At 61.7% G+C, this 22,201-nt stretch carries 22 protein-coding genes; 9 read left to right on the forward strand and 13 right to left on the reverse strand.

From position 1 onward, the window contains the following. Nucleotides 1-8 precede the first annotated feature (8 nt). Nucleotides 9-959 carry a lysylphosphatidylglycerol synthase domain-containing protein gene (locus tag GbCGDNIH6_RS09860; protein WP_269765625.1) on the reverse strand — a complete coding sequence of 317 codons (951 nt, stop codon included), beginning with the start codon at nucleotides 957-959 and terminating at the stop codon, nucleotides 9-11. A 244-nt stretch (nucleotides 960-1,203) separates the two neighbouring features. Here GbCGDNIH6_RS09860 and hpnA point away from each other — a divergent pair, with 244 nt between their 5' ends. Genes hpnA through hpnD form a run of 4 tightly spaced genes read left to right on the forward strand, consistent with a single transcriptional unit; the run spans nucleotide 1,204 to nucleotide 5,052 of the window. Continuing rightward, nucleotides 1,204-2,238 carry a hopanoid-associated sugar epimerase gene (hpnA, locus tag GbCGDNIH6_RS09865; protein WP_072563751.1) on the forward strand — a complete coding sequence of 345 codons (1,035 nt, stop codon included), beginning with the start codon at nucleotides 1,204-1,206 and terminating at the stop codon, nucleotides 2,236-2,238. Further along, nucleotides 2,235-3,368, forward strand: a complete 1,134-nt coding sequence (locus GbCGDNIH6_RS09870) for a glycosyltransferase (RefSeq protein ID WP_072563752.1) — start codon at nucleotides 2,235-2,237, stop codon at nucleotides 3,366-3,368. The genes hpnA and GbCGDNIH6_RS09870 overlap by 4 nt, the downstream gene beginning before the upstream one ends. Next, nucleotides 3,365-4,207 carry a squalene synthase HpnC gene (hpnC, locus tag GbCGDNIH6_RS09875; RefSeq protein WP_072563753.1) on the forward strand — a complete coding sequence of 281 codons (843 nt, stop codon included), beginning with the start codon at nucleotides 3,365-3,367 and terminating at the stop codon, nucleotides 4,205-4,207. Before GbCGDNIH6_RS09870 ends, hpnC begins: the two co-directional genes overlap by 4 nt. Beyond that, complete coding sequence (gene hpnD, locus GbCGDNIH6_RS09880) at nucleotides 4,204-5,052, forward strand: presqualene diphosphate synthase HpnD (RefSeq protein ID WP_072563754.1); 849 nt, start codon at nucleotides 4,204-4,206, stop codon at nucleotides 5,050-5,052. The genes hpnC and hpnD overlap by 4 nt, the downstream gene beginning before the upstream one ends. Here the strand turns inward: hpnD and GbCGDNIH6_RS09885 are convergent. Genes GbCGDNIH6_RS09885 through GbCGDNIH6_RS09900 form a run of 4 tightly spaced genes read right to left on the reverse strand, consistent with a single transcriptional unit; the run spans nucleotide 5,049 to nucleotide 9,108 of the window. Next, nucleotides 5,049-5,303, reverse strand: a complete 255-nt coding sequence (locus GbCGDNIH6_RS09885; protein ID WP_011632682.1) for a hypothetical protein — start codon at nucleotides 5,301-5,303, stop codon at nucleotides 5,049-5,051. The genes hpnD and GbCGDNIH6_RS09885 overlap by 4 nt on opposite strands. Before the next feature lie 57 nt (nucleotides 5,304-5,360). Further along, nucleotides 5,361-7,118: an asparagine synthase (glutamine-hydrolyzing) gene (asnB, locus tag GbCGDNIH6_RS09890; RefSeq protein ID WP_072563755.1), complete on the reverse strand. Its 1,758-nt coding sequence runs from the start codon at nucleotides 7,116-7,118 to the stop codon at nucleotides 5,361-5,363. Then, complete coding sequence (locus GbCGDNIH6_RS09895; protein WP_072564520.1) at nucleotides 7,118-8,161, reverse strand: glycosyltransferase; 1,044 nt, start codon at nucleotides 8,159-8,161, stop codon at nucleotides 7,118-7,120. The genes asnB and GbCGDNIH6_RS09895 overlap by 1 nt, the downstream gene beginning before the upstream one ends. After that, a complete protein-coding gene (locus GbCGDNIH6_RS09900; protein ID WP_081370083.1) occupies nucleotides 8,161-9,108 on the reverse strand; it encodes a glycosyltransferase family 9 protein in 948 nt (315 codons plus the stop codon). Before GbCGDNIH6_RS09900 ends, GbCGDNIH6_RS09895 begins: the two co-directional genes overlap by 1 nt. A gap of 94 nt (nucleotides 9,109-9,202) precedes the next feature. On the opposite strand from GbCGDNIH6_RS09900, the gene ygfZ reads away from it, so the two are divergent. Continuing rightward, nucleotides 9,203-10,033, forward strand: a complete 831-nt coding sequence (gene ygfZ, locus GbCGDNIH6_RS09905; RefSeq protein WP_072563756.1) for a CAF17-like 4Fe-4S cluster assembly/insertion protein YgfZ — start codon at nucleotides 9,203-9,205, stop codon at nucleotides 10,031-10,033. On the opposite strand, the gene GbCGDNIH6_RS09910 is transcribed toward ygfZ, so the two are convergent. The 6 genes from GbCGDNIH6_RS09910 to GbCGDNIH6_RS09935 are packed head-to-tail and all read right to left on the reverse strand — an operon-like array spanning nucleotide 10,021 to nucleotide 17,025. Next, entirely contained in the window at nucleotides 10,021-11,634 is a 1,614-nt protein-coding gene (locus tag GbCGDNIH6_RS09910; RefSeq protein ID WP_025287313.1) for an ABC transporter ATP-binding protein, read from the reverse strand. The genes ygfZ and GbCGDNIH6_RS09910 overlap by 13 nt on opposite strands. Further along, complete coding sequence (locus GbCGDNIH6_RS09915) at nucleotides 11,631-12,716, reverse strand: ABC transporter permease (protein ID WP_232449795.1); 1,086 nt, start codon at nucleotides 12,714-12,716, stop codon at nucleotides 11,631-11,633. Before GbCGDNIH6_RS09915 ends, GbCGDNIH6_RS09910 begins: the two co-directional genes overlap by 4 nt. 20 nt (nucleotides 12,717-12,736) lie before the next feature. Further along, nucleotides 12,737-13,822, reverse strand: coding sequence for a microcin C ABC transporter permease YejB (locus tag GbCGDNIH6_RS09920; protein ID WP_025287315.1), 1,086 nt, complete (start codon nucleotides 13,820-13,822; stop codon nucleotides 12,737-12,739). Nucleotides 13,823-13,829: 7 nt separating this feature from the next. Beyond that, nucleotides 13,830-15,689 (reverse strand): extracellular solute-binding protein, encoded by a 1,860-nt coding sequence (locus GbCGDNIH6_RS09925; protein ID WP_072563758.1) that lies wholly within the window; start codon nucleotides 15,687-15,689, stop codon nucleotides 13,830-13,832. 12 nt (nucleotides 15,690-15,701) lie between these two features. Continuing rightward, complete coding sequence (locus tag GbCGDNIH6_RS09930) at nucleotides 15,702-16,544, reverse strand: inositol monophosphatase family protein (protein WP_072563759.1); 843 nt, start codon at nucleotides 16,542-16,544, stop codon at nucleotides 15,702-15,704. A gap of 7 nt (nucleotides 16,545-16,551) precedes the next feature. Beyond that, nucleotides 16,552-17,025, reverse strand: a complete 474-nt coding sequence (locus GbCGDNIH6_RS09935) for a c-type cytochrome (protein ID WP_157692416.1) — start codon at nucleotides 17,023-17,025, stop codon at nucleotides 16,552-16,554. A gap of 167 nt (nucleotides 17,026-17,192) precedes the next feature. On the opposite strand from GbCGDNIH6_RS09935, the gene GbCGDNIH6_RS09940 reads away from it, so the two are divergent. Both GbCGDNIH6_RS09940 and GbCGDNIH6_RS09945 read left to right on the forward strand, forming a co-directional pair. Then, complete coding sequence (locus GbCGDNIH6_RS09940; RefSeq protein WP_072563761.1) at nucleotides 17,193-17,957, forward strand: 3-deoxy-manno-octulosonate cytidylyltransferase; 765 nt, start codon at nucleotides 17,193-17,195, stop codon at nucleotides 17,955-17,957. After that, nucleotides 17,954-18,841 carry a prephenate dehydratase gene (locus tag GbCGDNIH6_RS09945; protein ID WP_072563762.1) on the forward strand — a complete coding sequence of 296 codons (888 nt, stop codon included), beginning with the start codon at nucleotides 17,954-17,956 and terminating at the stop codon, nucleotides 18,839-18,841. Before GbCGDNIH6_RS09940 ends, GbCGDNIH6_RS09945 begins: the two co-directional genes overlap by 4 nt. 8 nt (nucleotides 18,842-18,849) lie before the next feature. On the opposite strand, the gene GbCGDNIH6_RS09950 is transcribed toward GbCGDNIH6_RS09945, so the two are convergent. Both GbCGDNIH6_RS09950 and GbCGDNIH6_RS12660 read right to left on the reverse strand, forming a co-directional pair. After that, the gene (locus GbCGDNIH6_RS09950; protein WP_232449796.1) at nucleotides 18,850-19,938 is read right to left on the reverse strand and encodes an alpha/beta fold hydrolase; all 1,089 of its coding nucleotides are present in this window, start codon (nucleotides 19,936-19,938) and stop codon (nucleotides 18,850-18,852) included. Further along, a complete protein-coding gene (locus GbCGDNIH6_RS12660) occupies nucleotides 19,895-20,434 on the reverse strand; it encodes a hypothetical protein (RefSeq protein WP_232449798.1) in 540 nt (179 codons plus the stop codon). Before GbCGDNIH6_RS12660 ends, GbCGDNIH6_RS09950 begins: the two co-directional genes overlap by 44 nt. Nucleotides 20,435-20,641: 207 nt before the next feature. Between GbCGDNIH6_RS12660 and phaR the strand changes: the two genes are divergently transcribed. Both phaR and GbCGDNIH6_RS09960 read left to right on the forward strand, forming a co-directional pair. Next, entirely contained in the window at nucleotides 20,642-21,364 is a 723-nt protein-coding gene (gene phaR / locus GbCGDNIH6_RS09955) for a polyhydroxyalkanoate synthesis repressor PhaR (RefSeq protein ID WP_198355753.1), read from the forward strand. 201 nt (nucleotides 21,365-21,565) lie between these two features. Beyond that, nucleotides 21,566-22,120, forward strand: a complete 555-nt coding sequence (locus tag GbCGDNIH6_RS09960) for a helix-turn-helix domain-containing protein (protein WP_081370085.1) — start codon at nucleotides 21,566-21,568, stop codon at nucleotides 22,118-22,120. The last annotated feature ends 81 nt before the right edge of the window (nucleotides 22,121-22,201 follow it).

Genomic DNA, 22,201 nt, shown 5'->3' on the forward strand with positions numbered 1-22,201 from the left:
GCAGACTGTCAGCGGTGCAAGGCCCTCGCTTCCGTCATTTGCCATCCCAATAGAATCGGCACACCAATCAGAAGATCCCGCGCCCGCCGCACCAGAGAAATGCCAATGGCAATATCCGGTGGCACACCGAACACGCTGCCGAGCGCGACATAGGCAGCTTCCTGCACCCCCAGCAGTCCCGGCACCATAAAAGCCCCAGCCACCAGACCGTGCATCATGCCCTCCACCGCCAACGCGTCGATAAAAGGCAATTGCACACCCAACATATGCGCCGTGAGCCAGGTTGCAACGCCAGACCCCATCCACGCCAGAAAATGCCAGCCTATCCCCCTCAGCAAGGCAGGCAGATTGGCCGAGAGCTGGGTCAGTTCCATCTCCAGGCAGTCAATACCATCGCCCAGGGCAGGAGCAGCCACTTTGGCCGCCAAGGCCCGCATCATTGGGCCGACACCATAGCGCTGAACCCACACCGCGCCCCACCCTGCCAGACCAGCCACTACGACCCCGGCCACTGCCGGGATCAGCAAAGTGCCGGATGACGTACTGGCCAGCAGGATCGCCAGCCCGAGCAAGGCGAAAATCAGCTGAGCCAGAAATTCGCAGGTGACATCCACAATGGTCGAAGCGGCCGCGACCGGCCAACGCAGCCCCCAAAGCGTCGCCGCGCGTGCGCCGAGCACCAGACCCCCGATTTGTGAAAATGGCAGACAGGTACTGGCGGAATCCCTCACCATCCTGCACCAGACCGGCAGCCAGAATGAGATATTCCCCGGCAATATCTGCCGCCATGCGCGCCCCAGCAGCAGGAAAATCGGCACCTGCCACAGGCACAGCAGGCCCAGCCCTTTCCAGCCGATACGGAGCGTGGCATCCAGCACTTGGTCTAACCCGAACCAGCCGATCAGGCCTGTCGCCAAGGCAAGACCCAGCAGGGCCGCCAAAATCGAAATCCGTCGCAAACGCTCCGCCCGCCCAAACCAGCCCGCCAGACCAGTCTGCGGGAAAAAAGAATGGCGCCCGTGCTACACGAAAGAACAGTGAAACTCTACACCCCGCAGGACGGTGCAGATATTCCCCAGCGAGGGCAAGGCAGCATAATTTTGCCCCAATCGCAGGTCGGCTGTAGAAGGGCATCCGCACGCCAGCTGCTCAGCGTGTTCACCCTTTCAGCGGTAAGGATCACAACCGGATGGGCAGACAGGGATGACCAGTCCAGGACGGGCTTTCGTAACCGGAGCAACCGGCTTTGTCGGTTCCGCCGTCGCGCGCGCATTGCTGCAGCGCGGATGGAAGGTCAGGCTGCTGACCCGTCGCAGCTCCGACACGCAAAACCTGGCCGGTCTCGCCGCGGACATTGTGGAGGGCGATCTGCTGCAGCCCGAAACCATCACACCCCATTTGCACGGCTGTCAGGCCCTGTTTCATGTCGCCGCGGATTACCGAATCTGGGTGCCGGATCCGGTCGCCATGATGCGCGCCAATGTCGATGGCACTGTCGCTCTGCTGCGTGCCGCGCAGGAAGCAGGGATTGAGCGAATCGTCTATTGCAGCTCCGTGGCGGCGCTGGGTCTGATCGGTGACGGCACCCCCTCCACCGAGGATACGCCGAACAGCGAGGCCAAGACTGTCGGCATCTATAAGAAATCAAAATATCGGGCCGAACAGGCTGTTCTGCGGCTCGTGGCGGAAGAAGGGGTGCGGGCAGTGATCGTCAATCCCTCCACACCGATCGGGCCGCGTGACGTGAAGCCGACACCGACCGGGCGGATGATCCGGGATGCGGCGCTGGGTAAAATGCCTGCCTATCTCGATACCGGTCTGAACGTCGTGCATGTGGATGACGTCGCGGAGGGACATCTTCTCGCCATGGAGCATGGCGTGCCGGGCGAACGCTATATTCTGGGCGGCACCGACATGCATCTTGCTGATATTCTGGCCATGGTGGCGCGGGAGACAGGGCGCAAACCGCCGCGCATCCGACTGAACGAAACCGCGCTGTGGCCGATGGCGATGGCCAGCGAAACACTGGCACGTCTCACAGGGATCGAACCGCTGGTCACGCGGGATCATCTGCGCATGGCCCGCAAGAAGATGTTTTTCTCCTCCGCCAAGGCCAGCACCGCTTTCGGCTGGTCGCCCCGCCCGGCAGAGGAGGCGATTCGTGATGCCGTTGCGTGGTTCCGTCAGAACGATCCCGCTTTCATCAGACAGCGGACCGTCAAAGGAACCGGCGCATGATCTGGCTGGCCGCCCTGAGCGCGATGATCTGGGTCTATCTGCTGTTTTTTCACGGACAATTCTGGCAGGCCGGGCCGATCCTGCCCCTTTCCCCTCGTGTATCCGCCACATCCGTCACGGTGGTCATCCCGGCGCGGGATGAGGCGGAGAGCATCGCACGCTGCCTGCGCTCCCTCGCTTTGCAGGATCACCGGGCGCTGCATGTCATTATGGTCGACGATGCCAGCAGTGACGGCACTGGCGACATCGCCCGCGCCATTGCCGCCGAGACTTTCCCCAACCGTCTGCCCGGCTGGCTTCAGGTAATCGCGGGCAAACCGCGCCCCGCCGGCTGGAGCGGAAAACTCTGGGCAGTCCATCAGGGTGTTGCCGCCGCACGGGATGATATTCTGCTGCTGACCGATGCGGATATCGAGCATGCACCGGGCCATATCGCCTCCCTGCTTGCTCAGGCGGAGAGCAAAGACCTCGATATGACCAGCGAAATGGTGGCGCTGAACGTGGAAAGCTGGCCGGAACGGGCGCTGGTGCCTGCCTTCGTGTTCTTTTTCCAGATGCTGTACCCTTTCGCACGGGTGAATGATCCGCTCAGCGCAACAGCGGCGGCGGCAGGAGGAACGGTCATGATCCGCCGCCGGGCGCTGAAACGGATTGGCGGGATCGAAAGCCTGCACGGTGCCTTGATCGACGATGTGACCCTGGCGGGCAGGGTCAAAACCGGTGGCCCGATCTGGTTGGGTCATTCCGCGCTGGCTCGCTCCATCCGCCCCTATCCGCACCCGGCCGATATATGGCGGATGATCGCGCGCACCGCGTTCGTGCAGTTAAGATTCTCTTGGACCATGCTGGTGCTGACAGTGCTCGGTATGCTGATCGTCTGGATCGCCCCCCCTGCCTTGGCCATGTTCGGCCATGGAGTGGCGCGCTGGCTCGGGCTTGCCGCCTGGCTCGGGGCCATGGCGAGCTATCTGCCGACCCTGAAACGCTTTGGCCTCAGCCCGCTCTGGGCGCTGGCATTGCCTGTGATCGCGGGTTTTTATACTGCCGCCACGATCGGCTCGGCCATCGACCACGCGACCGGACGCGGGGTCCGCTGGAAAAGCCGCGCCTATACGGAGCATACCGCATGAGCGCTTCCCTGACCGAAAACAGGCCGGTCGAGACATGGTCCGGCAAAGATCAGGGGGACGAGAATTTCCCCGTCAGCCGCATCGTGCGCCGCAAATGGCGACCGCATGTGAACGCCTATTATGCTTTCGCCCGCAATGCCGATGATATTGCCGATCATCCTGATCTGTCAGCCAATGAGAAAATCAGCCGGCTGGACCTGATGGAAGCCGTTTTGCTCGGCCATGCCGATCACGGTTCCCCCACCGCCAGCCGCCTGCGCGACAGCCTTTCCGAAACCGGGATCGATCGGGCGCACGCCACCGATCTGCTGGTGGCCTTTCGCCGCGATGCCGTCAAACATCGCTATGACAGCTGGGACGAACTGATTGATTACTGTCGTTACTCGGCCATGCCGGTTGGCCGCTATATGCTCGATCTGCACGGCGAATCCCGCCAGACATATCCGTCTTCCGATGCGCTATGCGCCTCCCTTCAGGTGCTGAATCATCTGCAGGATTGCGGAAAGGATCTGGCCTCTCTGGACCGCTGCTACCTGCCTGCCGACATTCTGGATGCCCATGGCGCCCGCATTGCCGATCTGCGCCGCTCCAGTTGCTCCCCCCTCTTGCGGCAGGTGCTGGATGATCTGCTCAATCGCACCGAACGGCTGAATGTCAAGGCGGCGCCTCTCCCTGGATTGACCACAGACCGCTGGCTGCGGGTAAACGTTGCCATGATCCACCGCTTGGCTGAACGCCTGACGCAGCGGCTGCGGCATGGCGACCCGCTGGCGCGACGTGTGAAGCTGCGTGGCATCGACATCGCTTTGAGCCTGTTTCAAGGATTGCGCGCCCTATGACCGCCTTGAGTGCCGATGCCGCCGATCTCGCCCGTGTCGAGGCCCTGACCCGTGCCTCCGGCACCTCGTTCTATCAGGGGATGAAGGTGCTGCCTGCGGATCGCCGTCTGGCAATGTATGCGATTTATGCGTTCTGCCGCATTGTGGACGATATCGCCGATGAGCCCGCCCCGATCGAGGAAAAACGCGTCGGGCTGAATAAATGGCGCACCCGCATCGCCGCACTGTATCGCGGAGAAGCGGATGATCCCGTCACCCGCGTGCTGTTACCGGCGATCCGCACCTTCCGACTACGGCAGGATGATTTCCTCGCCGTGATCGACGGGATGCAGACCGATGCCGAAACGCAGGTCGTGGCCCCTGGCTGGGCAGAGCTTGATCTGTATTGCGATCAGGTGGCCTCTGCGGTCGGGCGGCTGTCTGTCAGGGCTTTTGGCGATGAATCAGAAGACGCGGACAAGGTTGCCCATCATCTTGGCCGCGCCCTGCAATTGACCAATATCCTGCGCGATCTTCAGGAAGATGCCGCACGCGGGCGGCTTTATTTGCCACGCGAATGGCTGGTGGAAGCCGGTGTTCCCCTCGATGCGAGAGCCGCCATGGTCTCCCCGGCACTGGAGGGTGTTTGCCGCCGGGTCGTGCAGATTGCAAGGGCCCATTACGCTGATGCTTTCGCGTTCATGGCACAATGCGACCAGCGTGCCATGCGTCCCGCCCGGCTCATGGCTGCGACGTATCGCGCCATCCTGAACCGGCTGGAACAGGCCGGATGGACTCCTCCCCGCCGGGTCAGCCTCCCCGCATGGGAAAAACTCTGGGTTCTTCTGCGGCATGGGCTGGGTTAGCGTCTCGATCTGAGCCGAGCGGCCACGAAAGCCACAACCGCCACAATCAACAGAAGGCCACCCGCCATGACGATCCAGTCATGGGCGGGAAGATCAGTCCCTGGAATCCATACCCAGCCAAACACCAACCCCCAGATTGCCAGGACTGCCACAATACCAACCGGCAGAACCACCGCGAGATGAGACAAGGCACTCCCGGTCGTGGGAGTACCAGTCGTGCCTTCATTATCCGCCCGCCTGTTTGCAGCCATGACCGTTCTCTCCCGCTTGTGATACGGCTAACGCGGGGAAGCGGCGTTCGGATGCAGTCAGTCGGCGAGAACCGAAAAGACATCCCCGTCCATCGGCTTCGCTTCAATATGAGCGCGGTGCCACAGCGCGTAGAACAGCAGGATCCAGGCGGCGAATCCCTCCCGACGGCCATGCGCATGGCGGAACAGACTGACCACGCGATCAGGGCGGGCGATGGCCTGAATACATCTCTGCCGTGCCACCAGCGGCCCAAGCTCATGTCCCCGCGCAGCGATCCAGGCGGCAACCGGCACGGTAAAGCCCTGCTTGGCTGCAAAAGGTCTTGCCTGAGGGCTGTGCCGCTCCAGCCAGCGACGGAGAATGTATTTCCCTTTGCCATCCTGAACCTTCAACCGGTCCGGTAAACGGAAAGCCGCTTCGGCAACGCCGGGGTCGAGCAGCGGGGTGCGTCCCTCCACCCCATGCGCCATCAGACAGCGATCCAGCTTCAACAACAGGTCATGCGGCAGCCAGTCTGTCGTGTCGGTTTCCTGTGCCGCGGCAAGGCGTGAGCGCAACGGAGAAACCCGGCTTTCAGCAGCCGCAATCCCGTCCCGCCAGCCGGGCGGAATGGCATGCAGCACATCCAGACCATCGAAATGCCCTTTCGATCGCATGACCCGCCCGCCACGCCACCATGGGCGCATCGCGCTGCGATACCGTCCATAGCCGCCGAACAACTCGTCTCCTCCCTCACCGGAGAGGACAACCTTCACGTCCTCCCTTGCCCGGCGCGCAAGAAACCAGGTGGGGATGATCGCATAGTCCGCCGCGGGATCATCCATGCAGGCCACGATCTCCGGCAGATGGCGCCAGACCATTGATTCCGTTACCGTCACGGTGCGGTGCCGTGCGCCTGCCGCCGCTGCCAATGCAGCGGCATATTCACGCTCATCAGCGGCGCCGGGCACGTCAAATCCGGCCGTGAAGGCCAAGACCGGGCTGTCATTCAGCCGTGCCATCAGGCTCAGCACCGTGGCGCTGTCGATGCCTCCCGACAGAAACATGCCATATGGCACATCCGCACGCTGATGCAGCGCTACGCTTTCTTCCAGGGCTGCATCCAGACGCGCCAGCGCCTCTTCCTCCCCGATTTCCTCGGCGGGGCCTTCGGGCAGGGCGCTGATGCGGCGGCGATCCAGAATTTGTCCATCGCGGCAGATCAGCGTCTCGCCCGGGAGCACGCGCTGAATGCCCGGAAAAATCGTATCTGCCCCGGTGGTGAACTGAAGCTGAAGCAGCTCGTTACGCTGGGCCTCGGCGACATCGCGTTTGACCAGACCGGCATCAAGCAGGGCCGAAGGCTGGGAGGCAAAGGCCACTCCCCCTGCCAGCCGGGCCACGTAAAGCGGCTTGATCCCGAACGGATCGCGGCTCAAAGTGACTGTACGCGCTGCCCGCTCATGGATCGCGATGGCATACATGCCGCGCAGTCTGACAGTGTAATCAGGCCCCTCCCGCAGCCAGAGATGCAAGGGTGGCTCGCAGTCGCTGCCGGTCGAGAACGACACGTCCGGCATCGCTTCCCGCAGCGCAAGATCGTTATAAATCTCGCCATTCGCCACCAGGGCCGAGGAACCGGCGAAAATCGGCTGATCGCCCCCTTCCGGATCGACGATGGCCAGACGGGTATGCACCATCGCCACCCGGCCGATCTGGGTATGGCCACTGCCATCAGGCCCACGATGGTGCAAGGCGGTCGCCAGATCGCCCAACAGGGAAGGATCAGGCGCCGCCTGCCCGGAAGCCATGATAACGCCCGCAATACCGCACATCAGTGTCCTGCCTTTTCCGGAGCCGCGTGGCGCTGCAACCAGTCCAGCCAGCGCGCCAGCACCGGCGCCTCCGCATAATCCCGCTCAAACCGGCGGCGCCCTGACGCAGCCAGACGATGGGCGAGCGCCGAATCCTCCAGCACGGTGGCAATGGTGGATGCCAGCGCATCGGCATCATCGATTGGAGAAAGCAGCCCATCCTCGCCCGTCTGGATCAGCTCGCGCGGACCGTCAGCAGCGGTTGCGACAACCGGGCAGGTTGCCGACCATCCCTCGATCACCACATTCCCGAGCGGCTCATGGCGGGAGGGACAGACCAGCATGTCGGCCATGGCCAGCAATGCGCCCGTATCGCTGCGCCAGCCGGGCATGTGCAGCCGATCCTCGACCCCCATTTTGCGGGCCAGATCGGTCAGGGCCTCCCGCTCCGGCCCCTCCCCGGCGATCAGGGCGTGGACCCCGGGCAGATGGCGCAGGGCACAGATCAAGGTATCAAATCCCTTGTTTTTATGCAGCCTGCCTAAAGCCAGCACCAGAGGAACATGGGGAGGAATCTTCATTTCCGCCCGGTCAGCAGCCGGGATACGGCTGAAGTCATTGGCGAAATTCGGCAGGTAATGCACTCGATCCTCCGGCCAGCCCTGCTGCACCATCCAGCGGGTCAGGCCCACCGTGTTGCCGATCAAATGCTGACAGCGACGATAATAACCCAGGTCATAGTAACCACCCAGCCGCCCTGCCAGCGCCCAGTCACCGGATGGGGCAAAGCGCGCAGCGCGGCTCATCCACGCAATAGCGATCTGCGGCGCAAAGGCGCGTAGCTGGCTGCGCAGCCTCAATCCGGTGCGGACGTCGAACACACCGCCAAACGCCATCTGTACCGGCTTCAGCCCTGCCTTCATCAAACGGGTAGCCCGCGCCGGTTCCGTGCGGATGCAGGGCAGAACCTGCACACCAGAGCGATGCAGGGCGATACTCAGACGTTCGAAAAACAGTTCCGCACCGCCCTGAGGCGCGCCTGCCATGATCTGGGCCACACGCATCATGCACTCTCCCGCATCACGACACCTGCCATACCCGGTCTGAGCCATCCGGGCTGACGAAGCAGTTCCTCTGCCGCAGTGACGACTTTATCCACTGTCAGAGCCTCCATCGGCGCTTCCCCTGGAGGACCATCGGCCATGACAGCAGCGGCATGACGGCCGGCAGGGGCATATTCGGCGGCAGGAGTCGGGCCGAACAGGCCCAGAGTGGGGATGCCAGACGCTGCCGAGAGATGCATCAGACCGGAATCATTACCAACAAACAGCGCACAACGCGACAGACAGGCGGCCGCTTCAGGCAGGCTCACAGCACCGGCGAGATCAATCGCGTCCGGAATTGCCGCCAGAACCGGACGGGCAAGCGTCCGTTCCTTCTCCCCCGGCCCAGCCAGCACAGCGATCCGCAATGCCGGCTGCCCGGCCCGCATCCTGTCGGCCAGCGCCACGAAGCGTTCAGCAGGCCAGAGTTTGCCATCCCAGTTGGCTGTCGGCCCCAGCGCCAGCACCGGGCTACCTTGCGGGATCAGCATGGTGGCGCGCGCTTCATCCTCCGGTCCGAACCAGACCACCGGCGCAATCGGCGTCCTGATCCCCAATGCTCCGGCCAGATGAATCAGCCTGTGTCCAGGACGGCGACCGCCACGCATGATGAAACGCCGCCGCGCCGGGATCGTCAGGGAGAGCGCCGAGCCACGCAGATCAACCACCATATCCCACCAGCGCGGCGCAACCTGCCGCCACAACGCGAACCAATGTCCATTCCGCGGACGCTTTTCCACGATGATGGTGGCATCCCGGCGCGGCATGCGCAAAAACACACCCTCGGCCGCAGGGCCGCAGGCGATGGTGAAACGGGCTTCCGGGAAAGCTCGGCCGAGATGATCAAGCAACGCGGTAGAAAGCACGGCATCGCCGATTCGCGTCGCCGTGACGAAAAGAATACGCATGGCCTTCTTTTAGCACCGGATCAGACAGGCTCGACCATATCCGCATAAAAAATGCTCTCTTGCCCTGCCTCGCACAGCACGCCACATCTGCCGCATGACACAGGAAAACGCCTGCTCCGCCCTGCTGCCCCATCGCGCCGTTCTGGCCGTGACCGGGGAAGATCGTGTGACATTCCTTCAGGGACTGGTCTCGAACGATGTGACTCTGACCGCGCCCGGACAGGCCATCTGGGCGGCCATGCTGACGCCGCAGGGCAAATGGATCGCCGATTTCTTCATCTTCTCCGATGGACAACGCCTGTTGCTGGATGTCGAGGCCATACAGGCTGCCATGTTGGTGCAGAAGCTCAGCCGGTTCCGTCTACGGGCACGGGTGGCGATCAGTGCAGAATCTGATCTGCACGTTCATGCCGGATGGGGCAGCGCACCCATCCCTGCCGGTTCCGTCTGCGTCGCCCCTGACCCGAGGCTGCCTGATGCTGGCTGGCGTGCCCTGGCCGGGGCCGGAATTCTGCCGGAGGGGGATGCCGCCGCCTATGACGCGCATCGTCTGTCACTGGGCCTGCCGGATGGCAGCGCCGATCTGGAAGCAGATAAAACCGTGCTGCTGGAAGCCGGGTTTGATGAGCTGAACGGCATTTCCTGGACCAAAGGCTGCTATATGGGACAGGAACTGACGGCCCGCACCCGCTATCGCGGCCTGCTGAAACGCAGGCTGGTGCCCGTCACGGGCCATGCCCCTCTGCCCCCCCGAGAAACCCCGCTGATGCAGGATGGCAAGGAGGTCGGGACGATGCGATCCTCCCGCGGGAATACCGGCCTGGCGATCCTGCGGCTCGAAGCGCTGCATGCGCCCGTTCAGGCTGGGGAGCAGAGTCTGACCCCCACCCCCGCGCCCTGGATGAGACTGGCTCAGCCGGACTGAACCTGAAAAGCCGCCGCAATCAGGCTGCGCGTGTAAGGATCGGCGGGACGCTCGAAAATCGCCGCCGTTTCCCCTTCCTCCACCACGGCTCCGCGTCTCAGAACCGCAACCCGATGCGCAAGGGCGCGCACAACACGCAAATCATGGCTGATAAACAGATATCCCATGCCGTAGCGAGCCTGTAATCCACGCAGTAGGGTGACGATCTGCGCCTGCACGGACATATCCAGAGCACTGGTCGGCTCATCCAGCACGATGAAGCGCGGCTGCAACACCAACGCACGGGCAATGGCGATACGCTGGCGCTGGCCGCCACTGAATTCATGCGGATAGCGTTCCGCCGCGTCTTGCGGCAGGCCGACCTCTTCCAGCGCCCGCGCAACCCGTGCTTCCCGCTCTGTGCGTTTCTGATGGGGTTCATGCACAGCCAGACCTTCACCGATGATCTCCCGCACACTCATCCGGGGGGAGAGGCTGCCGAACGGATCCTGAAACACAATCTGCATATCGCGCCGCAACGGGCGCAGGCTGCGTTCGCCCAACCCCTGCAAATCACGCCCGGCAAAGCGGATCACCCCTTCCGAAGGTTGCAGGCGCAGCAGAGCCTGGCCAATGGTCGATTTGCCCGACCCGGATTCTCCGACCAGCCCCAGCGTTTCACCTTCCCGCACCGTCAGTGTCACGTCATCTACCGCCCTGACATGCCCGGTCACACGCCGCAACAGACCGCCACGGATCGGAAAATACACTTTCAGATTGCGCGCCGATGCCAGTTCCGGCGGTGATCCCGGCAAGGGAGAGGCCGTCCCCGATGGCTCCGCATCCAGCAGCATCCTGGTGTAGGGATGCGCAGGGGCGGAGAATACATCCTTCACCGCTCCCTGCTCGACGATCTCTCCATGCCGCATGACACAGACACGGTCGGCGTGGCGGCGCACAACGGTGAGGTCATGGGTGATCAGCAGCAGGCCCAGCTGACGGGCTCGTTTCTGCTCCGCCAGCAGGTCGAGGATCTGGGCCTGAATCGTGACATCCAGCGCGGTGGTCGGCTCATCGGCAATCAGCAGAGCCGGATCGTTGGCCAGCGCCATCGCAATCATGACACGCTGGCGTTGCCCCCCTGAAAGCTGATGCGGAAAAGCATGCAGGCGCGTTTCCGCATCCGCGAAACCAGCCTGACGCAGCAGATATGCGACCGCCGCCTTATCCGGCTTGCGGCCATGCAGCGCCAGAGCCTCGCCCACTTGTCGCCCGATCCGGTGAAGCGGGTTCAGGCTCGTCATCGGCTCCTGAAAGATCATCCCGGCCACGCCACCGCGCATCTGCCGCAATACTGCCGGGGCGGCTCCGATCATCGGCACGCCATCCAGCGCGATCCGGCCGGAGCACTGCGCCCCATCCGGCAGAAGTTGCAGAATCGACAATGCGGTCAGCGACTTGCCGGAGCCGGACTCTCCTACCAGCGCCAGCGTCTCGCCACGCCGGACAGAAAAAGAGACGCGCTTGACCACCTCCCTTGCCGCAAACCGCACCGACAGATCGGCAATCTCCAGCAGGGTCTGTGCGGCGGTACCAGGACGCGGATCGTGTGACGGTCTCATTCCGTCTCCTCCATGCGGGCCGCCTCCTCCATGCGGGATGCGGATAAGGGAGGCGCCGGCAAGGCACCGATATGCTTGCGCGGATCAAAAGCATCCCGCACCGCCTCACCCATGAACACAAGCAGGGTCAGGATCGTGCCAAGCACGAAAAACGCCGTCAGACCAAGCCAGGGCGCGCTGACATTGTTTTTACCCTGCAACACCAGCTCCCCCAGCGAGGGCGACCCTGGCGGCATGCCGAACCCCAGAAAATCCAGACTGGCCAACACCGTGACGGAGCCGGACAGCGTGAAAGGCAGAAAGGTCAGCACGGCCACCATCGCATTGGGCAGGATATGGCGCGCCATGATCCACGCATCGGACACACCCAGCGCCCGCGCGGCGCGCACATAATCCAGCGCCCGTCCGCGCAGGAACTCCGCCCGCACCACACCGGTCAGTGCCATCCAGCTGAACAGCAAAAGGAACAACAGCAATATCCAGAAACCCGGCTCGATGATGCTGCCCAGAATGATCAGCAGATAAAGCTGCGGCATCCCCGACCAGATTTCGATGAAACGCTGAAATGTCAGATCGACCAGACCGCCATAATATCCCTGCACGGCGCCTGCCGCGATGCCGACAAAACTGGAAACCGCCGTCAGAGCAAAGCCGAACAGAACCGACAGACGAAACCCGTAAATCACGTTCGCCAGCACATCCCGCGCACGATCATCGGTGCCCAGCCAGTTACGGCGATCCGGTGGGGTCGGCGCAGAGGTCTTCAGATCCTTGATCGTGGTATCATATCGAAACGGAATCAGCGGCCAGATGGCCCAGCCTTTTGCATTGATGGCCCGCATGACCTCCGGATCGGTGTAATCGGCTTCGGTCGGCAGAAAATCGGACCCGAAGGTGTCCTCATTCAGATTTTGCAACACCGGCACATACCAACGCCCGTCGAAACGCAGCAGCAAGGGGCGATCATTGGCGACGAACTCGGCGAACAGGCAGATCGTGAACAGGACGGCAAAAATCCATGTCGACCAGTACCCCCGCCGGTTGGCACGAAACGCCATCCAGCGGCGCTGCGCCTGCGTCATTGGCACTTCGCCGTTTTGCATCAGGAACGGCCCTCGAAATCGATGCGAGGATCGACCGCGGTGTACATCAGGTCGCCCACAATCTGCATCAGCAACCCGATCAGCGTGAAGATATACAGCGTCCCGAACATCACCGGATAATCACGGCGGATAGCCGCATCGAAGCCGAGCAGGCCCAGCCCGTCCAGCGAGAACACGATCTCGATCAGCAAGGCGGAGGAAAACAGGATGCTCACAAACGCCGCTGGAAAACCGGAGACAATCAGCAGCATCGCATTCCGAAAAACATGTCCGTACAAGACGCGATTTTCACTGGCCCCCTTTGCGCGGGCGGTCAGGACATACTGTTTCCTGATTTCCTCGATAAAGCAGTTCCGCGTCAGCAGGGTCAAGCTGGCAAAACCGCCCACCACCAGCGCGATTGTCGGTAAAACCATATGCCAGCCATAATCGAGCACACGGCTGACAAAACTCCAGTTTTCCGCCCCTTCACTGGTGAGACCACGCAGCGGAAACCACTGCACGAACGAGCCGCCTGCAAACAGCACCGCCAGCAACACGGCAAACAGAAAACCGGGAATTGCGTATCCGATCAGCACAACCATGGAGGTTACCACGTCGAAACGGGTTCCCTCACGCGTGGCCTTGGCGATCCCGAGCGGGATCGACACCAGATAGACCAGCAATGTGGACCATAACCCAAGCGAGATACTGACCGGCAAACGTGTCATCACCAGATGCAGCACGCTCTGCCCACGGAAAAAACTCTGCCCGAAATCGAATTGCAGATAGCCTTTCAGCATCAGCCAGAAGCGCGTCAAAGGCGGTTTGTCGAAACCGAACATGCCTTTGATATCCTGCAACAAATGTGGATCAAGCCCGGCATCGCCGCGATAACGGCCGGCAAGGCTTGTTGATTGTGCAACCTCCGCACCACCGCCGGTCAGCCGGCCCATCGCGCCACCACCAGCATGGCCTTTCAGTTCGGCGATCACCTGTTCCACCGGTCCGCCAGGCGCGAACTGCACGACGGCGAAATTGATGGCGATAATACCGAACAGCGTCGGCAGAACCAGCAACAGACGCCGCAGGATATAGCCGGTCATGCGTCGATCAGCCTTTTGTGGGGGACACAGCCCACCATGAATCCAGCGCAAATCCACTGCGCACCGGTTTGTCGACATGCGCGAAGCGGTTCCAGTATGCGACGTTCATGGTCGCCGCCGTCCAATTCGGCATGATATACCAACCCCACAGCAACACCCGATCCAACGCACGGCAGGCCGTAACCTGGCTGGCACGATCCGGGGCGGTGATGACTTTGGCGACCAGCGCATCCACCACCGGGCTGGAGACACCCATCAGATTGTTGCTGCCCTTTTCCTTCGCACTGGCACTGCTCCAGAAACCGATCTGCTCGTTGCCTGGACTGTCGGATTCAGGGAACTGCATCAACGCCATGTCGAAGTTGAACTCTTCCTGCAAATGCTGCGCCTGCGCCGGGTCCACACTGCGAATACGCGCGTCGATCCCGAGTTTGGCGAGAGACTGCGTATACGGCAGCAGTACCCGCTCGAAAGGCGGATTATCCAGCAGAATCTCGAAAGACAATTGCTGCCCGCTGGCATCGACCAGCTTGCCTTCCTTGACCGTCCATCCAGCCTCTTTCAACAAGGTAAGGCAGTGGCGCAGGACATCACGATTATTGCCGGAGCCATCCGTGACCGGAAGCGTATATGGCTCTGTGAACAGACGCGGCGGAAGCTGAGTCCGGAACGGTTCCAGCAGAGCCAGCTCCTCCTTCGACGGCAGTCCGGAGGACGCACATTCCGTGAAAGTGTAATAGGATTTCAGCCGCTGATAACGGCCATAAAACAGATTTTTGTTCGCCCACTCGAAATCGAAGGCACAGACGATGGCCTCGCGGACACGCGGGTCACTGAACTTGCTCAGGCGCGTATTCATCCCGAACCCGACCATGCCGAATGGCAGGTTCCAGGGCAGTTGTTCCCGCTTGATCCGACCTTCCTTCACCGCCGGAAAATCATAGCCGGTAGCCCATTGGCGGGCGATATTCTCGACCCTGATATCTACCTGTCCGGCCTTGAATGCCTCGAACGCAATAGTCGGATCACGGAAAAATTCCGTGCGCATACGGTCGAAATTATAAAGTCCCCGCCCTGTCGGCAGGTTGGCGGCCCACCAGTCCTTCACCCGCTCCATCGTCAGGCTGCGGCCGAAATCCACTTTCCCGACCTGATACGGTCCGGAGCCGAGCGGCGGCTCCGTCAGGGGTTGGGTAAAGTCGCGCTTTTCCCACCAATGTTTCGGCAATACCGAAAGCTGTCCGATGATCAGCGGCAACTCGCGATTCTGATCCGTGCGGAAATGAAACACCACACGGTGGGGACCCTGTGCTTCCGCTTTCTCGACATCGGCATAGTAGGCACGCTGTTGCGGACGCCCATGCTTCATCAGCGTCTCAAACGTCCAGGCCACGTCTTCCGCTGTCAGCTTATGTCCGTCATGGAAACGCGCCTCCGGCCTCAGCTCGAACGCGACCGAGCGACGATCCGCCGCGATCTCGATCACCTGTGCGAGGTGGGCATAGCCGGTTTCAGGCTCGTCCGCCGTGCTGACCAGCAACGTATCCCACACCGCACCGACCGGCCCGGCAACGCCGCGCAGGATGAACGGATTGAGACTGTCGAAACTGCCTGTTTCCGCCTGCACAATCTCCCCGCCCTTGGGAGCATCGGGATTGGCATAGGGGAAATTTTTGAAATCCGCCGGCAGTTGCGGCGCTCCTACCGTGGTCACGGCATGAGTGCGCACCACGCCCGGCGGCAGGTCGCGCAGAAACTGCGCCCCCGCCCGGCGCATGGTGCCGGGCATCAGAAACAGGGCCGGAGAGATGGCTCCGGCAGTCAGGCCAGTGGTCAGGCCAGTGGTCAATAAACTGCGGCGGCGCATGGCATCGGTTCCTTATTTCGTACGCATGCCGGAAGAAGATTCGGACAGAGTGGCAACGGCCTGCGGCAGCAGAGCCGGATCGCCCACCGCCAGCGTACGGCCCGAGCCGTGCTCGGAGAGAGGTTCGCCGGACCAGCATGTCATGCGTCCGCCCGCCCCCTCCACCACCGGCAACAGGGCAGCCCAGTCCCAGATTTTCAGATCCGCCTCGGCCACGATGTCGATCTGCCCCAGTGCCAGCAGCCCATACGCATAACAATCGCCGCCCCAGCTCACCCGGCGGGCATGGCGGGCGAAAGATTGCCAGCGGGGCAGGTCATCGCCGAACATCTCCGGGCTGGTGGCGGAAAGCTCCGCATCTTCCAGCCGGGCGCAGGGTCTGATGCCGACTTGCCCCCCGAAAGGACCGGTAAAACATGTGGGATGCACGACATCCTCCGAGGTCAGGGCGCGTTCGCCGACCCAGCGTTCTCCGGTAACAGGCTGGTCAATCAGGCCCAGCACGGGTTCGCCGCGCCACATCAGCCCGATCAGCGTGCCGAAAGTCGGGCGACCGGTGATAAAGGCGCGGGTGCCGTCGATGGGATCAAGCACCCAGCGGAAATCGGCCTCTGCACGTTCCAGCCCGTATTCCTCGCCCAGAATGCCGTGATCGGGAAAAGCATCGGTAATCAGCCGCCGCATCACCTCCTCCGCCTTGCGGTCGGCGATGGTGACCGGGGACTGGTCGGTTTTCAGCGCAGCATCCAGCCGGGTACGAAACAGCGGCCTGATCACGGAGGCCGCTTTATCGGCGGCACCCTCGGCAACGGCAATCAGACGGTCACGCAGAGAACGGTCGAGGGGAGAACTCATCGGGCACTCACGGTTGCCCGGACTGCCGTGCGGAAGCCGGTGGCAGGCCGGAAATGACGCGCAGATAGGCTATGATGTCAGCTCTTTCCCGATCATCCTTGACCCCGGCAAAAGACATTCGGGTGCCGGGAGCAAAAGCGGACGGCCGGAAAAGCCAAGCATTGAGGGAGTCCGTATCCCATTGTCCGTGCATCTCTTTCAAGGCATGGGAATAGTGAAAACCGGGAACCGACGCACGTTCCCGCCCTGTCACGCCGCGCAAGGGCGGCGCCACGGTGCGGGCATCGGGCGATCCTGTCAAAGCGTGGCAACGGTGACAATGCCGTTCGGCGGCCACCTCGCCCTTCGCCGGATCAGCGCTGGCCATCAGCAAGGCGATCGAGGGCACCGGAACCGGGGTTTCATCCCCCCACATGCCCGGCAACAACCGCCATCCGGCGAGCCCAAGCGCCGCCACGCCGAACGCCACTGCCCAGATCATGACCGGTTTCATACCTGCCCCACCTCGTACAAACCCGTTCTTCCCCCCAACGGGTCATTCCCAGCGCCCCGCTTCTGGCTTAAAGGCCTGCTTTCTGTCTAACACGGATAATCGCATCGTCGCAGGCCATCTGGTCATGATCATGGCGACGCGTCAGGATCGACCGCATGACCCCTCTCATCGTCATTCCCAGCCGCATGGGATCGAGCCGCCTGCCCGGCAAACCTCTCGCCGATCTCAACGGGCGCCCGATGATCCTGCATGTGCTGGACCGGGCGATGGAGGCCGGAATCGGGCCGGTGGCCGTCGCCTGCGCAGAGGAAGAAATTGCCGCCGTCGTGCGTGCCGCAGGTGGAACCGCCATCATGACCGATCCGGACCTGCCCGCCGGGACCGACCGTGTGCATGCCGCACTGGGCGCGCTCGATCCGGAGATGCGATATAATGCGGTGGTCAATCTTCAGGGCGATCTGCCCACCATCCCGCCGGATATGATCAGCGCCGTGCTGAAGCCTCTGCGCAGCCCGACTTTTGACATCGCCACGCTGGTGGCGGAAATCACCACTGAGGAAGAGCGGACCTCCCCCGCCGTGGTCAAGGCCGTCTGCGCTTTTCCTGATCCGTCCGGCACCGTCGCTCCGGCGCTGTATTTCTCCCGTGCGGCGGTACCATCAGGGCCGGGGCCACTCTGGCATCATATCGGCATTTATGCCTATCGGCGTACCGCGCTGGACCGGTTTGTCTGCCTGCCTGAAAGCCCGCTGGAAAAACGCGAGAAGCTGGAACAGCTGCGTGCGCTGGAGGCCGGCATGCGAATTGGCTGCGCCCGCGTCGCGCACGCGCCCTTTGGCGTCGATACGCCGGACGATCTGGAACGCGCCCGCGCAGTGCTCCGTAACTGGTCATCCTCCGTCACGGAGCCTTCGGCATGAATCCTTTCCCCCCTGCACCACCCCCCGCGTCCTATCGCGGTCCAATCGCGTTTCAAGGGCAACCGGGCGCCTATTCCGACCTCGCCTGCCGTGCCGCCTATCCGCATCTGAAAACCCTGCCCTGCCCGACTTTCGAAGCCGTCATCGAGGCCGTACGCGAAGGACAGGCCGATCTGGCCATGCTGCCTTGCGAGAACACATTGGCCGGGCGGGTGCCGGATATTCACTCCCTATTGCCTGCCAGCGGGCTGTTCATCGTCGGCGAGCATTTCCAGCGCGTGGAGCATGCCCTGCTGGCCCCGCATGGCGCGACGCTGGAAACGCTGAAGCGAGCCCGATCCCACGCCGTAGCACTGGGTCAGGTCCGTAACATCCTGCGCGATCTGGGGCTTGAAGCCGTCGTGGAAGCCGATACCGCAGGCGCTGCAAAGCTGGTTGCCGAACTGGGGGGTACCGAGGATGCCGCCATCGCCTCCCCCCTCGCCGCCGAAATTTACGGCCTGAATATCCTGCGCCGGAATGTCGAGGATGCAGCCCATAATACCACCCGCTTTTACGTCGTCTCCACCGCCGCCGCTCCGCCCGAGCCGGAACGCGCCGATACAATGACCACCTTTGTCTTTCGCGTGCGCAACATCCCGGCCGCGCTCTACAAGGCACTGGGAGGGTTCGCTACCAACGGCATCAATCTGATCAAGCTGGAAAGCTATATGCTGGACGGTGCCTTCACCGCCACACAGTTCCTGTGCGACGTGATCGGTCATCCCGAACAGCCGCCGCTCCGCCGGGCGCTTGAAGAACTTCGTTTTTTCAGCCGGGAAGTGAAAATCCTCGGCGTCTATCCCTCCGCCCCCCAGCGCGGGATCACTGAACCAGCCGAGTAGGCCTGAACTCAGACAGTTCCCAGCCAACGCAGCAAAGGCTGCCACAGCACAGACTCTGCCGAGCGGCCCGCCGTCATGCCAATATGGCCTGCCTCCATCCGGTGCAGCAACGCACCAGGGATGAGCTGTGCCAGCTTCAGCGCGCTGGCGGGCGGCACGATCCGGTCCCGCGACGGAACGGCCACAAAAGCCGGGCAGTGCAATGCGGCGGGATCAACGATATGCCCATCCACTCTCCACCCGCCTTGTGCCGGCAGATTGTCGCAATACCAGCCATTCACCACCTCCTGAGCCACCGGAGCCGCGAGGGAGATCCCGTCATTGAGCCAGTCCTCCAGCGCCACGAAATGGTCGGCACGCGGATGGTCCTGCGGCAGGCGACCAAAAGCACGGTATTTATCCGCAACCGCAAACGGCTCAATCAACGCAAACATAATCTGGAGAATATCCACCGGCAGGCAGCCGTACTGTTTCAACACCCCGCCCAGAACCGGCTGCAACGCAGCACTCAGACGCTGGTGCTCCGGCCCGGCCGCATGGAAATCCCAAGGAGTGGCCAACAGGGCAAGCGCCCGCACCGCCTCCGGACGGCGCAGAGACGCGGCGAGAGCCAACAGGCCCCCCATACAATATCCAGCCATGACCAGAGTCTGATCGGTGAGATCGGTAATAGCCTGCACGGCGCGATCCAGACGGCCCGCAATATAGTCGGTCAGACCGAAATGCTGTTCAGTTCCCCCCGGGCCGCCCCATTCCAGCAGAAAAACGCGATACCCGGCCTGAGCCAGCCGATCCATCAGGGAATAACCCGGTGCCAGATCGAGTACATAGCCGCGATTGATCAAGCTGGGGACCAGCAAAACAGGTGGTAAATGGCCGGAACCCGGCGCAGGGTGCCGCAGAACCGTGCTTCCCCCCTCCCGCCAGACCACCTGCCGCGGCGGAGCATGGCGATAATAAGGATGACGGCGATATGCCGCCACGCCCGCAATCAGGGCCGCATCACGCTGAAGGGCTTCGGTCCAGACCGCCTGCTCCAACAGCGGGGAGGGTTCAGCTTTTACCTTCGCTTTCCCGTGATGAGGCCTTTCTGCCACGAGGTTTTGCAGCAGCTTCTCCGTTATCTCCGCCGCATGCGGCGTTTTCCAGGCGGGCCAGCCGCTTTTCCAGCTCTGCAACCCTGCCAAGGAGAAACCGGAGCGCATCATCGCGAGGGTCAGATGCAGGCCGAGCGGGCGGGGGCCGCTGCGGTGCATGGGACGCGGCTGCTCCGGCCTGTCCGCCGGATCGGGACTGTTGTGATCCACTTTTTTCTCCGCCCGCCTGTCCCGGCTCCTGCTGATAGCCACGCTCCTGCGAGGCTTTCAGAGCAGCCTGCATGGTTTCCATCGACTGCGCTGCCAGCGTCGACCAGTTCTGCGCCAGAGCCTGCCACGCAGACAAAGAGTCCGGATCGCTGGCACGCGCCGATAATTCGCTCTGCCACAGATCGACCCAGTCACGGGCAAAATCAGCGGTGGATGTCGAATCGGACGTCGTCCCGGATCCGCTTCCTTCCGTCGACGGTCCTGCCCCCGTGTCGTTTCCCGCCATGAATCACCCATTTCTTCCAATGAGGAAAGATCGTGCTTGCCACAATGTGACAGATGCGAGAATACCGGCCAGCGATGCTTCTTGTTTCGCTCAGGATTTAAAACCGGTCATCACGGCTCCTCCCGGCTGCGCTATAAGCACAGCATATAGTTCTGGCCCCGCTGACGCCCTCCCGGTAACGTCGATGCAGGCCCCGCAGAGCAGAGTATGTCCATGCCCAACCCGCGTCCCGCTTCTTCCCGTGCTGCTGGACGCCCGTCCAGGTCCGTCAAAAACGCCTCTATCAATCACGTGGCGAATGGAGAAGCAGCACCGGAACAGGGTGATGCCCAGGATGATTCCCATGGGGCCCCGCCACCCGTCATTATCAAAAAATACGCCAACCGCCGCCTCTATAATACCGAGACATCCTGTTACATCACGCTCGAAAATCTGGCCGACATGGTCCGCACGGGGCGCGAATTCTCCGTCTTCGATGCCAAAAGCGGCGAAGACATCACAAGAAGCGTTCTGACCCAGATTATCGTCGACGAAGAAAACAAGGGGCGGGCCATGCTGCCCACTACCTTCCTTCGGCAGTTGATCGGGTTTTACGGGGATAGCCTGCAATCCATTGTTCCCCGCTATCTTGAGGAAGCCATGAGCACCTTCGCCCATCAGCAACAGCAGATGCGCAGTGCGGTACAACACACTATGGGCAGCTTTTTCCCGTTCGCTTCCAGCAGTACTTTGGAAGAAGTCAGCCGTCAGAATATGGCCATGATTGAAAAAGCCATGAGTCTTTTCAATCCATTCTATAAAGGACCGGAGACTCCAGTCTCGGAAAAACAGGAAGAGCGTTTCTCTGCCGATCAGGAGATCATTCAACTAAAAGAAGAAATAAAATCTCTCAAAGATCAACTAAAGAAAGCACAAAGCAATTTTGAATAACGATTATAAGGTGGCTACCTTTATTTAATGACAAAATTCACAAGAACGTGATTGTATTAATGGAGGACACTTATCAATTTATTGTCTTTGTTACACTTGCTATGATCGATCTGGTTGCAAGCCATACCATCTGAACTCTTCTCTGAACCCCTCCCCGATATTGAAGGGTCAAATCCGGTAGTGTCCGACAGGAATTGAAACATGCAGTCTTCTACTAATCATATCGCACAGGATGCAGAACACCTGCCCCAGCCGAACGCGGCATATCCTGTTGCTGATGAAGAAAGCATTCTTGCTGCAACCTCACGAACCACTTCAGGCGGCCGCGCCGCAGCCAGGGCCAGTGATGCAGACAGGCATGTGGGCAATCGCATCAGGGAGCGCAGGGTCATGCTTGGGCTGTCCCAGCAGCAGCTGGCCCAGATGATTGGCGTGACCTATCAGCAAGCCCATAAATATGAGCGCGGGCTGAACCGTATTTCAGCGGGCCGACTTTATCAGATATCGCACGTGCTGAATGTGCCGATTTCCTGGTTTTTTGATGGTTTTTCTACTGAAAGCAGAACAGCCGATCTGACGACGCGGCAGCGCATGTGCCTCGAACTGGCACGCAACTTCGCAGCGATCGACAACGAGAAGCATCAGGAAGCCCTCAGCCAGATGGCACGGGCGCTGGCCGCACAGTCTGTGGCCAATAAAATGGTACAGGATGGTTACGCCACGGCTCTGGAAGAATCACGCGAAGAAGTTGCCTGACGGCTTAGATGCTCTGGCAAGGTCGGGTGGAGAGTCAAAAACGACCCACCCGCTCTGACCATCTTCCCATCGCTTGTGATA

Source organism: Granulibacter bethesdensis, from assembly GCF_001889525.1.
Classification (GTDB): domain Bacteria; phylum Pseudomonadota; class Alphaproteobacteria; order Acetobacterales; family Acetobacteraceae; genus Granulibacter; species Granulibacter bethesdensis_C.

What these genes read in the sequence shown, in the direction of transcription:
- hpnA (WP_072563751.1), top strand. Translation starts at nt 1,204, where the DNA reads ATGACCAGTCCAGGACGGGCTTTCGTAACCGGAGCAACCGGCTTTGTC.
- GbCGDNIH6_RS09870 (WP_072563752.1), top strand. Translation starts at nt 2,235, where the DNA reads ATGATCTGGCTGGCCGCCCTGAGCGCGATGATCTGGGTCTATCTGCTG.
- hpnC (WP_072563753.1), top strand. Translation starts at nt 3,365, where the DNA reads ATGAGCGCTTCCCTGACCGAAAACAGGCCGGTCGAGACATGGTCCGGC.
- hpnD (WP_072563754.1), top strand. Translation starts at nt 4,204, where the DNA reads ATGACCGCCTTGAGTGCCGATGCCGCCGATCTCGCCCGTGTCGAGGCC.
- GbCGDNIH6_RS09885 (WP_011632682.1), bottom strand. Translation starts at nt 5,303, where the DNA reads ATGGCTGCAAACAGGCGGGCGGATAATGAAGGCACGACTGGTACTCCC.
- asnB (WP_072563755.1), bottom strand. Translation starts at nt 7,118, where the DNA reads ATGTGCGGTATTGCGGGCGTTATCATGGCTTCCGGGCAGGCGGCGCCT.
- GbCGDNIH6_RS09895 (WP_072564520.1), bottom strand. Translation starts at nt 8,161, where the DNA reads ATGCGTGTGGCCCAGATCATGGCAGGCGCGCCTCAGGGCGGTGCGGAA.
- GbCGDNIH6_RS09900 (WP_081370083.1), bottom strand. Translation starts at nt 9,108, where the DNA reads ATGCGTATTCTTTTCGTCACGGCGACGCGAATCGGCGATGCCGTGCTT.
- ygfZ (WP_072563756.1), top strand. Translation starts at nt 9,203, where the DNA reads ATGACACAGGAAAACGCCTGCTCCGCCCTGCTGCCCCATCGCGCCGTT.
- GbCGDNIH6_RS09910 (WP_025287313.1), bottom strand. Translation starts at nt 11,634, where the DNA reads ATGAGACCGTCACACGATCCGCGTCCTGGTACCGCCGCACAGACCCTG.
- GbCGDNIH6_RS09915 (WP_232449795.1), bottom strand. Translation starts at nt 12,716, where the DNA reads ATGACGCAGGCGCAGCGCCGCTGGATGGCGTTTCGTGCCAACCGGCGG.
- GbCGDNIH6_RS09920 (WP_025287315.1), bottom strand. Translation starts at nt 13,822, where the DNA reads ATGACCGGCTATATCCTGCGGCGTCTGTTGCTGGTTCTGCCGACGCTG.
- GbCGDNIH6_RS09925 (WP_072563758.1), bottom strand. Translation starts at nt 15,689, where the DNA reads ATGCGCCGCCGCAGTTTATTGACCACTGGCCTGACCACTGGCCTGACT.
- GbCGDNIH6_RS09930 (WP_072563759.1), bottom strand. Translation starts at nt 16,544, where the DNA reads ATGAGTTCTCCCCTCGACCGTTCTCTGCGTGACCGTCTGATTGCCGTT.
- GbCGDNIH6_RS09935 (WP_157692416.1), bottom strand. Translation starts at nt 17,025, where the DNA reads ATGATCTGGGCAGTGGCGTTCGGCGTGGCGGCGCTTGGGCTCGCCGGA.
- GbCGDNIH6_RS09940 (WP_072563761.1), top strand. Translation starts at nt 17,193, where the DNA reads ATGACCCCTCTCATCGTCATTCCCAGCCGCATGGGATCGAGCCGCCTG.
- GbCGDNIH6_RS09945 (WP_072563762.1), top strand. Translation starts at nt 17,954, where the DNA reads ATGAATCCTTTCCCCCCTGCACCACCCCCCGCGTCCTATCGCGGTCCA.
- GbCGDNIH6_RS12660 (WP_232449798.1), bottom strand. Translation starts at nt 20,434, where the DNA reads ATGGCGGGAAACGACACGGGGGCAGGACCGTCGACGGAAGGAAGCGGA.
- phaR (WP_198355753.1), top strand. Translation starts at nt 20,642, where the DNA reads ATGTCCATGCCCAACCCGCGTCCCGCTTCTTCCCGTGCTGCTGGACGC.
- GbCGDNIH6_RS09960 (WP_081370085.1), top strand. Translation starts at nt 21,566, where the DNA reads ATGCAGTCTTCTACTAATCATATCGCACAGGATGCAGAACACCTGCCC.